The following is a 14,427-nucleotide window of genomic DNA, read 5'->3' on the forward strand; positions in this document are numbered from 1 at the left end:
GCCGGTCGGCCGGGGCAGCTGTCGTTCTCAGGCCTTGTGCTCAGGCCACGCTCTCAGGGCTCAGGCCAGGCTCTCAGCGCTCAGGCGCGTGGAAGGGCGAACTCGCACCAGACGGCCTTGCCGCCGCCCGGCGTCCGGCGGGAGCCCCAGCTGGAGGCGATCGTGGCGATGATCGAGATGCCGCGGCCGGCCTCGTCCGCGGGCTCCGCGCGGCGGCGGCGCGGCAGGTGGTCGTCGCCGTCGGTGACTTCGATGATGAGCCGGCGGTCGGTGCGGCGGAGCCGGAGCTTCATCGGCGGGGTGCCGTGCTGCAGCGAGTTGGCGACCAGCTCGCTGGCGGCGAGGACGCCGAGGTCGCGCAGCTCGGCGGGGAAGCGCCAGCTGGACAGGACGCCGGTGGCGAAGGCGCGGGCGCGGGGCGCCGCCTCGATACCGCCGAGGAGTTCCAGCGAGGCGTTGCGGAAGAGCTCGGCGTCGGCGCCGGCGTGGTCCGGGTACTGCAGGACCAGGACGGCGACGTCGTCGTCGTGCTCGGAGGTCACGCCCAGGGCGCGCAGCAGCCGGTCGCAGATGACCTGCGGGGTGCCGGTGGCGCCGGCGAAGGCGCTCATCAGGGAGTCGATGCCGACGTCGATGTCCTCGCCGCGCCGCTCGACCAGGCCGTCGGTGTAGAGCACCGCCATGGAGCCGGGGCCGAGCGGGATGGATCCGGAGGTGTGCACCCAGCCGCCGGTGCCCAGTGGCGGGCCGGTCGGCTCGTCGGTGCGGTGCACCTGGCCCTCGGGGTCGCGGACCAGGATCGGCAGATGGCCGGCGGTGGCGTACGAGAGCCGGCCCTCGCTGGGGTCGTGGACCGCGTAGACGCAGGTGGCGATCTGGGTGGCGTCGATCTCGGAGGCGAGGCCGTCGAGCAGCTGGATGACCTCGTGCGGCGGGAGGTCGAGCCGGGCGTAGGCGCGGACCGCGGTACGGAGCTGGCCCATCACGGCGGCGGCGCGGACGCCGCGGCCCATGACGTCGCCGATGACGAGCGCCGTGCGGCCGGCGCCGAGGGTGATCACGTCGTACCAGTCGCCGCCGACGGCGGCGTCGGTGCCGCCGGGCTGGTACGTGGCGGCGACCCGCAGATCGTCGGGCTGCTCCAGCTCCTGCGGGAGCAGGCTGCGCTGGAGGGTGACGGCGGTGGCGTGCAGCCGGCGTTCACTCTCCCGGAGGCGCTCCGCGGCCTGCACCTGGTCCGTGACGTCGGCGGCGAAGACGAGGACGCCGCGCTTGGCCTCGGGGGCCTCCTGGGTGCCGTGGGCGGCGCTGTGGGCGGTGTTGTGCGCGGCGCTGTGGGTGCCCTGCGCGCCGGGGGCGCCCTGGGTGCCGTCGTGGCCCGCGCCGGTGTGCACCGGCGTGCAGGTGAAGGTGAAGTAGCGGTCCCGGTCGGGGAGGGTGACCTTGCGCGCCTTGACGGTGCGCGGCTTGCCGCTGCGGTGCACCTGGTCCATGAGCGGCAGCAGCCCGAGCTCGTCGAGCTCGGGAAGTCCTTCGCGGGCGGGTTCACCCGTTCTGCGCGGGCCGAAGACCTCGGTGTACGCCTCGTTGACGTACGCGATGCGGTGCGCGGCGCCGTAGGTGATGGCGATCAGCGCGGGAACCTGGCTGAGGACGTCGTTGACGGAGAGCGCGTCGACGGCGCACGCCGGCGCTTCCGGGTGCTCGGCGCGGGCCGCGGGCACGGCTCCGCCGGCCGTCGGCGCGCTGGGGGCGGCGGGGGCGGCGTCGGGCGTGCGCCCGGCCGCGGCCGTACGGCGCTGCGTGCCGGGGAGCCGGGCGCTCCAGCGGGTGAGGTTCACCGAGCCCCACCTCGCGGTGTTGTTCGGGGCAGCCCGGACCGCCTGGCTCTGCGCGGGGGTACGGGGGGTCGCTCCCCGGGAGAATTCAGCAAACGTCCGATTCCTCGTATTTGTCACGCTTTGCAGGTGCTGGCGCACACATGGTCACACGCCCAGTGTGGCCGACCCGCGGCCCGGGGGGAATCGCGAGGCTCAGGGCGCGTCCGGCTTGGGGAGCCCTCCCGCGGCCAGTTCGAACTCGGCGCGCGGGTGTTCCAGCGACCCCAGCGAAACGATTTCCCTCTTGAAAAGACCGGACAGTGTCCACTCGGCGAGCACCCGCGCCTTGCGGTTGAAAGTGGGCACCCGGCTGAGGTGGTAGGCGCGGTGCATGAACCACGCGGGATAGCCCTTGAGCTTGCGTCCGTAGACGTGGGCGACGCCCTTGTGCAGCCCGAGGGAGGCGACGGAGCCGACGTACTTGTGCCGGTACTCCTTCATCGGCTGTCCGCGCAGCGACGCGAGGATGTTCTCGGCGAGCACCTTGGTCTGGCGGACGGCGTGCTGCGCGTTGGGGGCGCACTCCTTGCCGGGCTCCTCCGCCGTCAGGTCCGGAACGGCCGCGGCGTCGCCGGCCGCCCAGGCGCCCTCGACACCGTCGATCATGAGGGTGGCGGTGCCCTTGAGCCGGCCGCGCTCGTTCAGCGGCAGGTCGGTGGCGGCGAGGATCGGGTGCGGCTTGACGCCCGCGGTCCAGACGACGGTGCGGGTGGGCAGCCGGGTGCCGTCGGAGAGGACCGCGACCCGGTTCTCGCACGAGTCCAGCCGGGTGCCGAGCCGCAGGTCGATGTTGCGGGCGCGCAGCTCCCGGATGGCGTACCTGCCCATCTCCTCACCGACCTCGGGGAGGATCTTCTCGGTCGCCTCGACGAGCACCCACTTCATGTCCTCGGGGCGCAGGTTGTGGTAGTACCGCGTGGCGTAGCGGGCCATGTCCTCCAGCTCGGCGAGCGCCTCGACGCCCGCGTAGCCGCCGCCGACGAAGACGAACGTGAGCGCGGCGTCCCGTACGTCGACATCACGGGTCGAGGAGGCGATGTCGAGCTGCTCCAGGACGTGGTTGCGCAGGCCGATCGCTTCCTCGACGGTCTTGAAGCCGATGGCGAACTCGGCGAGGCCCGGGATGGGCAGCGTGCGGGAGACGGAACCGGGGGCGAGGACGAGGTGGTCGTACGGGATCTCGATCCCGGAGGTGCCCTCCTCCTCGGTGGCCAGGGTCGCCACGGTCGCGACCCGCTTGGAGTGGTCGATGTGCGTCGCCTCGCCCACCACCAGCTGGCACTTGCTGAGCACCCGCCGCAGCGGCACCACGACATGCCGGGGGGAGATCGACCCGGCGGCCGCTTCGGGGAGGAACGGCTGATAGGTCATATAGGGCTGCGGGTCGACGACGATCACTTCCGCTTCGCCGCGCTTCAGCTTCCGCTGCAGGCGCAGGGCGGTGTACATGCCGACGTATCCCCCGCCGATCACGAGAATGCGCGGGCTGGTCCTGGCTCTTGACTGGGCTGCCGACTCCGTCATTGCTCCATGACGCAATGGATGAAGGACGTTTGTCCACAGGGCGTACCGCAGTGATTCACCGGATACGCGGATCCGGCAGGTCAGGGATGTGTCGTTGACCGGGCAAAGCCGGTGAAAGAAGAACAGCCGGGCCCGCTACTCCGATCGGGGACGCGCCGGGCGGAACGGACCCCCTTCTTTCCTGACCTCGGCTCAACTATGTTCGTACTCCATCGGGGTACGTTCGTCGTGCGCCGATGATCATTACGGGTGGGGAGTCTCCGGGGGGAGACGTCATAACCGGGGGATACACATATGCACATTCAGGACTCTCAATGGACGGTAGCGGCAGGCGCGGAGGGTAACGGCGGCAGCAGCCGCGCGACCCCGCTGCGGGTGGACGCCCAGCGCAATCTGGAACATGTGCTGAGGGCCGCGCGTGAGGTGTTCGGGGAGCTGGGCTACGGGGCGCCGATGGAGGACGTGGCACGCCGTGCGCGCGTCGGCGTCGGCACCGTGTACCGGCGGTTCCCGAGCAAGGACGTACTGGTGCGGCGGATCGCCGAGGAGGAGACCTCCCGGCTGACCGAGCAGGCGAGGACCGCTCTCGGGCAGGAGAACGAGGCGTGGTCGGCGCTGGCGCGCTTCCTGCGGACCTCGGTGGCCTCGGGTGCCGGGCGGCTGCTGCCGCCGCAGGTGCTGCGGGTCAGGACCGGGGTGTCCGGGGCGCCGGCGGCATCGGGCGGCTCCGGCGGATCCGGGTTCGCCGTCGAGTCGGCGGTCTCCGCGCTGTCCGGGCTGCCCGCGCATGCCGGGCTCTCGGAGGAGGCGGCGCGGGTTCCGCAGCAGCGGGCACCGCTGAGCGTGGCGGCGGAACCGGGCGAACCGTCGACAGGACCCGCGGGTCCTGCGTCGGCGGCCGATGCGTCGGCCGATCAGCCGGCCGGTGCGGCTCCGGTGCTCGACGCCGGCGTTCCGGACGGTGCCGGGGAAGGCGACGACGCCGGGATTCCCGCGCTGCTGGAGGTCGTCGGCCAGCTCGTCGACCGGGCGCGGGCGGCGGGCGAACTGCGCGGTGATGTCTCGGTGGCCGACGTGCTGCTGGTGATAGCCACCGCGGCGCCCTCGCTGCCCGATCCGGCACAGCAGGCGGCGGCGTCGGCACGGCTGCTGGAGATCCTGCTGGACGGTCTGCGCTCGCGCCCGGCCACGGCGCACGGTGCCGTGGAGGGCTCTTCGGCGCCGTCCGCGCTGAGTTGGAGCACTGCGCCGGTCGAGTAGACCGGGCGAAAAGGCGATCAATGGTGAAGGACCGGTGAGCGAAAGCTCCCCGGACGAGTGGTTCCCTGTCGCGGCATATCTCGGGATGCACCAGGTGTGACACCCTGGCGCGGTGGACGAGGCAAACGGCGAGTCGAACGCTGCTGCAAGTGCGGAAGCGGGCGGCGGACTGCCATCGCGCCGGGTTCCCGAGCAGCGTGAACCGGAGTCCCACGTACCGCTGTCGGACGCCGATCTGGTCGCCCGGGTACGCGGTGGTGACGACAGCTCGTACGAGGAGCTGTACCGGCGCCACGCCGACTCGGTACGCCGCTATGCCCGCAGCTGCTGCCGGGACGCGCACACCGCGGAGGACCTGACCGGCGAGGTCTTCGCGCGCACGCTCCAGGCGGTGCGCGGCGGCAGCGGTCCCGACTCGGCGGTGCGCGCCTACCTGTTGACGACGGTCCGGCGCGTCGCCGCGTCCTGGGGCAACACCGCCCGGCGCGAGCAACTCGTCGAGGACTTCGCGGTGTTCGCGGTGACGGCGGCGGGCTCGTCCACGAACGAGGACACGCTGGATCTGGGCGCGGACGTCCGCGCCATGCACGACGCCGAGCAGTCGCTGGCCATCCGGGCGTTCCGTACGCTGCCCGAGCGGTGGCAGACGGTGCTGTGGCACACCGCCGTCGAGGAGGAGTCGCCGAGCGAGATCGCACCGCTGCTCGGTCTGACCGCCAACGCCACGGCGGTACTGGCGCACCGGGCCCGCGAGGGCCTGCGGCAGGCCTATCTGCAGGCGCACGTCAGCTCGACGCTGACCACCGGCAGCAGTTGCGCGCGCTACGCCGACCGGCTCGGCGCGCATGCGCGCGGCGGTCTGCGGATGCGTGCGGACCGGGAGTTGAGCAAGCACCTCAAGGAGTGCGAGCGGTGCCGGGCGGCGGCGCTGGAGCTGGCCGACGTCAACTCCGCGCTCAAGGGCCTGCTGCCGGTCGCGGTCATCGGCTGGTTCGCCGCCGCGTACGCGGCGAAGGTGGCCGGCATCGTGGCAGGCGTCGGAGTGGCGAGTGCCGCCGGAGGTGCGGCAGCCGCCGCCTCGGGCGTCGCGTCGGGTGGCGGTGCGGGAGCCGGCGCCGCCGGCGGAGGCGCCGCGGCCGAGGGTCTCGGCGCGCCCGTGAAGGCCGGGATCGTGGCGGCCGTGGTGGTCGCCGCCGCCGGTATCGCGTTCGCCGCGATGAACATCGGGGACGGCGCGCCCGCGCCGAAGCCGCAGGCCAAGCCGGCGGTGGTGGTGCCCGTCACCACACCGCCGCCGACACCGCCCCCGAAGCCGGGGCCGAGCCCCGAACCGCCGAAGGCGGCACCGAAGCCGCCGGCGCCGAAGCCGACGCCCAAGCCCGCCGTTCCCGTCGCTCAGCCGAAGCCGAAGCCGTCGCCGACGCCCGCCCCCACGCCGACCACCCCCGCCCCGGAGCCGACACCCACACCCACGCCCACCCCCAGTCCCGCCCCGCCCCCCGCTCCCACCGTCTTCCAGATCAACCAGCTGGGGTGGAGCGGGGTCGGTGACGACACGAAGCCGACGGTGCGGCTCGGGCGCAGCAGCTGGGTCTGGGACCGCTGGGGCCTGAACATCGGCGGCGAGGAGTACGAGCACGGCATCACCGTGCGCTCCCCGTCGTCCGTGCTCATCGACCTCAACCGCAGCTGCACGACGTACGACGCACTGGCCGGTGTCGACGACATGACGATGGGCCTGGGCGCGGTCCGCTTCTCCGTCTACGGCGACAACGGGCGGCTGTGGCGGTCGCCGGTGGTGCGCGGGGGCGACGCGGCGGTGCCGGTGAGTGTCCGGATCGCCGGGCAGAAGACGATCCGGCTGGTCGTCGAGTCCGCCGAGCGCTACCAGTTCGTGAACGTGGCGGACTGGGCGCAGTCCAGCATCAGCTGCCAGTAGGGCTGTTCCTGATCGGCCGGGGTCAGCCCTAGTGGTCGCTCCAGCGCTCGCTCTAGTGCTCGTGGTCCTTCGCCGGGACCTCGCAGGCTCCGTCGGCACACGCGCCGCCGTCCTGGTCCGTCACGACCGTTCCGGTCTCCTTGGCGACCTGTTCCAGGGCACGGAGGAACGTGGACGTCTCCTGGCCGCCCTGGACCATCCACTTGCCCTCGAAGACGAAGGTCGGGACGGCCGTGATGCCGAGTTGCCGGGCCTCGTCGATCTCCCCGGTCACCTCGTCGACGAGGTCGTCACCGGCGAGGAACGCGGCGACCGGCGCACGGTCCAGGCCGACGGCCACGGCGGCGTCGGCGAGGCGCTCGCGGTCGCCGATGTCCAGGGCCTCACCGAAGTGGGCGTCGAGGAGCCGGCCCTTGAGGCGTGCCTGCGCGGCGTGACCGTAGGTGTCGAGGACGAAGCGCAGCAGGCGGTGGGCGAGCAGCGAGTTGTTCTCGACGACGGTGTCGAAATCGAAGATCAGGCCTTCGGCCGCGCCGAGCTGGGTGATCTTCTCGTCCATGGCGAGGGCCTGCGGCCCGTACTTGGCGGCCAGCACCTCGCGGTGCGGCTGCGGCTTCTCGGGGGCGGCCGGGTCGAGCTGGAACGGCCGGTAGACCACTTCGACGGACGCGGCCCCCGGGAAGGCGGCGAGGGCGCGCTCGAAGCGGGCCTTGCCGACGTGGCACCACGGGCAGGCGATGTCGCTGTAGATCTCGACCTTCACGGACACTCCCAAATTGCTTGAATGATCAATATTCAGCAACGGTGACCGGTGCGGAGCTATTCCCCGGCGGGGGCGGGGGCGGGGGCAGGGGCGGGGGCGGAGGCAGGGGCGGCGACTGCCGCTGCCGCTGCCGCTGCCGCTGCCGCTGCCGCTGCCGCGAGGGTGGCGGCCGTGGCCTCCAGGTCCAGTCCCTCGCCGTCCCTGTACGCGGCCTCGTATCCGGCGTCGCCCAGCGCGGCACGCGCGCCCGCCTCCGCCTCGCGGAAGCTCACCGTCTCGGGCACCGTACGCGGCAGCAGCGGTCCGCGCAGCGCCGACGACGCCCCCTGCAGCCGTGCGGCGGCGGCCGGCTCGCCCAGCTCGACGAGGAGCTCGACCCCGTACTCCAGCAGCCCCGCGATCATCGGCTCCGTACAGCCCGTGTCGATGCCCAGCCGCACCGCGCCGCTCGCCTGGGCCAGCGCGTCCCGCGGATCGCCTTCCGCGGCCGCGATCCGCGCGAAGAGGCCGGCGAGAACCACCGCGAAGACCGGCGGCGGAGTCCCCTGGCTCGCCTCGTCACGGGCCAGCACGCTCAGCTCACGGGCCCGCCGCACATCGCCGCGGCGCAGCGACAGCCCCGCGGACAGGGCGCGGACGTAGTTCCGCGCGTCCATCACCCCGAACTGCTCCGCCCCCTCCTCGGCCCGGCGGCAGAGCTTCTCGGCCTCGGCGTAGTCACCCGAACGGATGGCCAGCTCGGCCATCCGCCCGACGAGGAACGGCCCCTCGGCGCGGGCGCCGAGCTCCTCGCCGAGCCGGAGCGCCGCCTCGAAGTCGGCGCGGGCCGCCGCATACTCGCCCCACATGACCTCCATCTCGGCACGCGCGCCGTGCACCTGCGCGAGCATCCAGCGGTCGCCGACGCGGCCGCTGAGGGCCGTCAGCTCGCTCCAGTCGTCGGTGGCACGGGCCAGTCCGCCGGGCAGGTCGATGGTGACGTGCGTACGGAACATCAGCGCGGCCGCGAGCGCCCAGTCGTCGCCGTACTCACGGCAGTTCGCGACGACCATGTCCGTGCACTCGCGGATCGCCAGCCGGCCGCCGCCGACGTAGCTCGCGATCGGCCACAGCAGGCCGGGGAAACGGGCCGAGGCCGCACCCGCCTCCCCGTACACATCGGCGATCAGCGCGGCCGTCTCCTGCACCGGCGGAGCGTTCAGGAACTCCTCCGAGGCGTGGTCCGTGCTCACGAAGAACAGCAGCAGCCGGGCGTCCATCCGGTCCCAGTAGGACGGGCCGTCGTACTCGCCCGGTTCGCTCATCGCGATGACCCGGCCCAGCCAGCCGGCGCCCTCCTCCCGGTAGTTCCGCAGCCACCAGAACCAGCCCATGTCCACGGCCAGGGGCAGCGCGTCCGCCTCGTCCCGTGCCGTGATCGCCCGTTGCAGTGCCGCGCGGATGTTGTCGAGCTCGGCCTCCACCCGGCGCAGCCACACCAGTTGGCGGGCGGTGCGCAGTTGCGGGTCGGCGGCCCGCACGAAACCGCGGAAGTAGTGGGTGTGGCGGCGGGCGGCCGCGGCCAGCTCCTGCGGGCGCTCCAGGGCGCGTTCGGCCGCGTACTCGTGGATCGTCTCCAGGAAACGGTAGCGGACGCCGTCCTCGGTCCGGATCGCCGTGCCGGTGCCGGTGCCGGTGCCGGTGCCGGTCTCCGGCTCAGTGCCGGTCTCCGTGCCGTCGTCCTCGGTGTTCTTGTCCGGCTGTGCCGCGACCACCAGGGACTTGTCGACCAGCTGGCCGATCAGCTCGATGACGTCGTCCCCGCCGACCACCGCCTCGGCGGCGGCCAGCGTCCAGCCGCCCGCGAAGACGCTCAGACTGCGCAGCGCCGCGTGCTCCTCCTCCGACAGCAGGTCCCAGCTCCAGTCGACGACCGCGCGCAGCGTCTGCTGACGCGGCAGGAGCGTGCGGCTGCCGCTGGTGAGCAGGCGGAACCGGTTGTCCAGGCGGTCGGCGATCTGCCGCGGGGACAGCATGCGCAGCCGGGCCGCGGCCAGTTCGATCGCCAGTGGCAGACCGTCCAGCCGGCGGCAGATCTCGTCCACGGCCGCCACGTCCTGCTCCGGGTCGAACCCCGGCCGCACGGCCGCGGCGCGCTCGGCGAACAGCCGGTGCGCGGTCGTCGGCGACAGCGGCTCCACCGGGCGCACCGTCTCGCCCGGCACTCCCAGCGGCTCCCTGCTCGTCGCCAGCACCGTGACGCCGGGGCACGCGGCGAGCAGTTCGGCCGCCAACTCGGCGGCGGCGCCGATCACATGCTCGCAGTTGTCCAGCACGAGCAGCAGCCGGCGCTGCGCGCAGTGCTCCAGCAGGCGCACGGTCGGATCGCCGGGGTCGGCGCCCGCGCCGCCGACCGAACCCTTGATGCCCTCGCGGGCCACGCCGAAGATCGTCGTGTCCCGGCGGCCGAGAGCGCTCAGGACCGCCTGCGGCACCGCTTCGGGGTGGTCGAGCGGCGCCAGTTCCGCGATCCAGACGCCGTCGGGGTAATCGGATCCGGTCAGCGCCGTGCCCGCCTCTTCCGAGAGACGGGTCTTACCGGAACCGCCGGGTCCGGTGAGCGTCACCAGGCGCGACTGCGCCACGTCGGCCCGGATTTCGAGGAGTTCGAGCTCGCGGCCCACGAAGCTGGTGAGTCTGGGGCGGAGGTTTCCCTGCGGGGCTTTGGGGGGTGTGGGTGCGGGGGTGGTGGGGGTGGGTGTGGTCGGTGCGGGTGCTTCGTCGGTTGCCAGGAGTTGGGCGTGCAGCTTGCGGAGTTCCGGGCCCGGGTCCGCGCCCAACCGGTCCGCCAGCGCTCTGCGGGCCTGTTCGTACGCCACGAGCGCGTCCGCGGAGCGGTGCGCGGCGCGCAGCGCCCTGATCAGCTGTACGTGGAACGGCTCGTCCAGCGGGTGGTCCGCGACCAGCTCCCGCAGCTGGGGCAGCGTCTCGGCCGCGCGTCCACAGGCCAGGTCCGCGTCGATCCTGCGGTGCAGCGCCGTGAGGCGCAGCGCTTCGGGGCGGGCCGCCGCCGACAGCCGGTCCGGCAGATCCGCGAACGCCGGGCCGCGCCACAGGGCGAGTGCCTCGCGCAGTGTGCTCGCGGCGGTCTCCGGGTCGCCCGCGTCGAGGGCGGCGGCGCCTTCTGCGGCGAGCCGCTCGAAGAGGTTGAGGTCCACGTCGCCGGGTCCGGTGCGGAGGCGGTAGCCGCCGGGGCCGGAGGTCACGACGTCCTTGCCGAGGGCGCGGCGCAGACGGGAGACGAGCGCTTGCAGCGCGCCGCTCGCGTCGTGCGGGAGGTCGGTGTCCGGGCCCCAGACCTCCGCGATGAGGGCGTCGGCGGAGACGGGGCGGTCGGCGTGGAGGGCGAGGGCGGCGAGCAGGGCGCGGAGCCGGCTGCCGCCTAGGGGGACGGGGGCGCCGGCGGGGTCACGTGCTTCCGTGGTGCCGAGGATCAGGTACCGCACGTCGTCCATTCTGCCGGGTTGGTGTGCGGGTGGTTCGTGGGTGCGGGGGCCGGGCCCTCCGGGGTGGGGCTTCGAAATCGACTATTTACGGGCGTGGCCGCCCACAAATAGCTCGGCAGCATTTCGAAACCCCACCCCTGCGGCCCCGTCCCCCTCACGTCACAACCCACCTGTTGGCGCGGGACGAGGGTGGAACACCGCCCCGGGTCCCTTGGGCTGCGCCTGCGTCGAGTCTGCGGGCGGATGCCGACGCGCCTGCATCGGTGCCGGCATCGGGCGGATGGGTGGGGAAAGCCCGCCGCAGGCGCAACGGCGGGCCGGGTGGCGACGTGCACGAACGCCGCCGGTACGCGACGGGCGGGTGGGTGGGCGAACAGCCTGCCGCAGGCGTGACGGCGGGGCGGGCGCCGTCGTACCCGCACCCCCCGCCGGAGGCTACCGGCCCGTAGGGCCGTCGTCGTCGTGGGTGCCCAGGAGTTCGTCCGCCAGGGTGGGGAGGTCGTCCAGGGGGGTTTCCTCGGCCCAGTCGGAGCGGGGGCGGCGGGCCGGGGGGCCTTGTCCGGGTTGATCGCGGGGAGTTCGCGGGTGCGCTCGTTGTCGGGGGTCGTCTCCGGGCGGAAGAAGCCGGGCGGGACGCGGTCGGCCGGGCCGCGGTCCGCAGGTTCCGGGCGGACCGGCGGCAGGACGGCCGTCTCGTCGGCGGCCGAAGGCGGGACCGACGGCAGGACGGCGGTCTCGTCGGCGGCGGAGGCCGGAGCCTTCGGGGTCCTCGGAGTCTTCGGGAGGACGGCGGTCTCGTCCGCCGCCGGGGCCTTCGGGGTCTTCGGGACCTGCGGCAGGACGGTGGTCTCCGCCTCCGGGGCCTTGGGGGCCGGCTTCGGGGTCTCCACGGTCTGCGTAGCGTTGCTGGCGGCGGCCGCTGCTGCCGCCGCGGCAGCGGCAGCCGCCGCGCGGGCCTCTTCGGCGCGGCGCAGGGCGTCCTCGGCCTTGCGCTGCTTCTCCAGGCGGCGGGCCTCGGCCTCGGCGCGGAGCCGGGACTCCTCCTCGGCCTGGCGGCGCAGCCGGTCCTGTTCGGCGCTGCGGGCGGCCTCTTCGGCGGCGAGCCGGAGCCGTTCCTCCTCGGCGAGGCGGGCGGCCTCCTCGGCGCGCAGGCGGGCCGCTTCGGCCTCCTGCTCGGCGGCCTCGCGGCGGGCGGCCTCCTCGATCTCCCGCTGGCGCTCGGCCTCCTCCTCACGGAGCCGGGCGAGCTGGGCCTGGCGTTCGGCTTCGAGGCGGGCTTCCTCGGCGAGCCGGGCGGCCTCCTCCTCGGCGCGGATGCGGGCGGCTTCCTCGGCCTGGCGGCGGGCTTCCTCGCGTGCCTCGATCTCCTGCTGGGAGAGCGGCAGGGCCTGGTCGAGGCGGTGCCGGACCACGGTGGTGACCGCTTCGGGCTCCTGGCCGGCGTCGATGACGAGGTAGCGGGAGGGGTCGGCGGCGGCCAGGGTCAGGAAGCCGGCGCGGACCCGGTGGTGGAATTCGGCGGGCTCGGACTCGAGCCGGTCCGGGGCCTCGGTGAAGCGCTCGCGGGCCGCTTCGGGCGAGACGTCGAGGAGGACCGTCAGGTTGGGGACCAGTCCGTCGGTAGCCCAGCGGGAAATGCGGGCGATCTCCGTGGGGGCCAGGTCGCGGCCGGCGCCCTGGTAGGCGACGGAGGAGTCGATGTAGCGGTCGGAGATCACGACGGCGCCGCGCTCCAGGGCGGGACGGACGACGGAGTCGACGTGTTCCGCCCGGTCGGCGGCGTACAGCAGCGCCTCGGCGCGGTGCGACAGGCCGGCGGACGAGACGTCCAGCAGGATCGAGCGGAGCCGCTTGCCGACGGCGGTCGCGCCCGGTTCGCGGGTGACGACGACCTCGTGGCCCTTGGCGCGGATCCATTCGGAGAGCGCCTCGACCTGGGTGGACTTCCCGGCGCCGTCGCCGCCCTCTATGGCGATGAAGAAGCCGGTGGCGGAGGGTGCCGCGGCGGGCTCGCCGCCGCGCAGGGCCTCGCGCAGGTCGCGGCGGAGCGGTACGCCCTGGCGGTCGTCGGTCTTGCCCAGGACGAGTGCGGCGACCGGCAGCAGGAGCGCGCCGATCAGGATGAGCGTGAAGGCGGCGCCGCCGTGCTGGAAGGTGAAGTGCCCGTTGGCGAGGCGGTGCGGGCCGATGAGTCCGGCGAGCACCGGGGCGCCGATGGCGGCGACGGCGACCGCGACGCGGACGACGGCGTGCAGGTGGTCGGTGGTGCGCGCGCGGCGCTGCTCCTCGGCCTCCTGCTCGATGAGGAGGTGGCCGGTGTTGGCGGTGACGCCGGCGGCCGTGCCGGCGAGGGCCGCCAGCAGCAGGACGGTCGTCTGGTCGGGGACCAGACCGGTGAGCAGCAGCGCGAGGCCGGTGACGGCGATGGCGATGGCCAGCAGGCGGCGGCGCGAGAGGGTCGGCAGGGTGCGCGGTCCGACCCGGATGCCGGTGACGGTGCCCGCGGTCAGTGCCAGGACGAGGAGTCCGAAGCCGACCGGGCCGAAGCCGAGGTCCAGTGCGTGCAGCACCGACAGGGCGACGGCGGCGGCGATCGAGCCGGCCACGCCCGCGGTGGCCAGGACGAGGAGCGGGAGGGCGCCCGTGCGGCCGCGCTCGGAGCCGTCGGGTCCCTTGGGGAGCCGGAGGCCTTCGAGCGGGGAGTGCGGGCGGACCGTCGTGGTGTCGGGCAGTTCGAGGAAGTACAGGACCGCGATGGACGCGGAGAACAGCCCGGCGGCGACGTAGGAGGACAGCGCGACCTGGTGGAGGTCGAACCAGTCCACGCCGAGCGCGAGCAGGCTGTTCAGCAGGGTCACGACGACGAGCGCGGCCGCGGCGAGCGGCAGGGCGACGAACCCGGTGCGCAGGTCGAGGCGGTGGAGCGTCGCGAGGTGGTCGGGGGCCGGGCGTACGGCCGTGTCGCCGGGGGTCGGGACGGGGAGCAGCCCGGGAGCCGCGCCGTCCTTGGCGACCGTCCACAGGCGTTCGGCGATACCGGCCACGAAGGCGGTGACGAGCAGCCAGGTGACGGCGGAGGACGGGACCCAGGTGATCCACAGCGGAGCGACGATGAACAGCGCCAGCCGTGCGCCGTCCGCGCCGATCATGGTCCAGCGGCGGTCGAGGGCGCCGGCGGTCGCGGTGAGCGCCGACAGCGGGCCGAGCAGCACGGCGCCGAAGAGCAGGGTGGACACCAGCCGGACGCCGAGCACCGCGGCGACGGCGAAGGCCGCGCCCCGGTAGCCGCCGCCGAAGGACCCGGCGAGGACGGCCGCCTGCACGGTCAGCCAGATCAGCACCAGCATGCCGAGCCGGTCGGCGATGCCTCCGGTGAGCTGGGCGCTCCACAGCTTCCGCAGCGGCGGGATCTTCAGCAGGGCACCTACCGCCCGCTCGCGCGAGTCCGCCGCGAGGTCGCCGGCGAAAGCGTCGGTCACGTCCCTTGGCCGCTCGATTCGCGTCATTCGGACAGCCTATCCGGAGCACGGAAATCCATGACCCCCCGCCCGAACAAACAGGCGGGGGGTCATGGAC

Annotated in this window: 7 protein-coding genes; 2 read left to right on the plus strand and 5 right to left on the minus strand. The window is 73.8% G+C overall.

Going from position 1 to position 14,427, the window contains the following annotated elements:
* Positions 1-80: 80 nt before the first annotated feature.
* Complete coding sequence (locus LNW73_RS14790) at positions 81-1,841, minus strand: ATP-binding SpoIIE family protein phosphatase (RefSeq protein WP_250977011.1); 1,761 nt, start codon at positions 1,839-1,841, stop codon at positions 81-83.
* 192 nt (positions 1,842-2,033) lie between these two features.
* A complete protein-coding gene (locus tag LNW73_RS14795) occupies positions 2,034-3,404 on the minus strand; it encodes an NAD(P)/FAD-dependent oxidoreductase (RefSeq protein WP_250990214.1) in 1,371 nt (456 codons plus the stop codon).
* A gap of 294 nt (positions 3,405-3,698) precedes the next feature.
* On the opposite strand from LNW73_RS14795, the gene LNW73_RS14800 reads away from it, so the two are divergent.
* Together LNW73_RS14800 and LNW73_RS14805 are read left to right on the plus strand one after the other, a co-directional pair.
* On the plus strand, positions 3,699-4,664 hold the full coding sequence (locus LNW73_RS14800) for a TetR/AcrR family transcriptional regulator (RefSeq protein WP_250990215.1): 966 nt from the start codon (positions 3,699-3,701) through the stop codon (positions 4,662-4,664).
* Positions 4,665-4,776: 112 nt separating this feature from the next.
* Entirely contained in the window at positions 4,777-6,603 is a 1,827-nt protein-coding gene (locus LNW73_RS14805; protein WP_374118100.1) for a sigma-70 family RNA polymerase sigma factor, read from the plus strand.
* 52 nt (positions 6,604-6,655) lie between these two features.
* Here LNW73_RS14805 and LNW73_RS14810 read toward each other — a convergent pair whose 3' ends face one another.
* Genes LNW73_RS14810 through tmk form a run of 3 tightly spaced genes read right to left on the minus strand, consistent with a single transcriptional unit; the run spans position 6,656 to position 14,357 of the window.
* Positions 6,656-7,366 carry a DsbA family oxidoreductase gene (locus LNW73_RS14810; protein WP_250990216.1) on the minus strand — a complete coding sequence of 237 codons (711 nt, stop codon included), beginning with the start codon at positions 7,364-7,366 and terminating at the stop codon, positions 6,656-6,658.
* 56 nt (positions 7,367-7,422) lie between these two features.
* The gene (locus LNW73_RS14815; protein WP_250990217.1) at positions 7,423-10,860 is read right to left on the minus strand and encodes a BTAD domain-containing putative transcriptional regulator; all 3,438 of its coding nucleotides are present in this window, start codon (positions 10,858-10,860) and stop codon (positions 7,423-7,425) included.
* Positions 10,839-14,357, minus strand: coding sequence for a dTMP kinase (gene tmk / locus LNW73_RS14820; RefSeq protein WP_441349480.1), 3,519 nt, complete (start codon positions 14,355-14,357; stop codon positions 10,839-10,841). The genes LNW73_RS14815 and tmk overlap by 22 nt, the downstream gene beginning before the upstream one ends.
* Between the last annotated feature and the right edge of the window lie 70 nt (positions 14,358-14,427).

The sequence above is a fragment of the Streptomyces sp. RKAG337 genome, assembly GCF_023701715.1.
Taxonomy (GTDB): domain Bacteria; phylum Actinomycetota; class Actinomycetes; order Streptomycetales; family Streptomycetaceae; genus Actinacidiphila.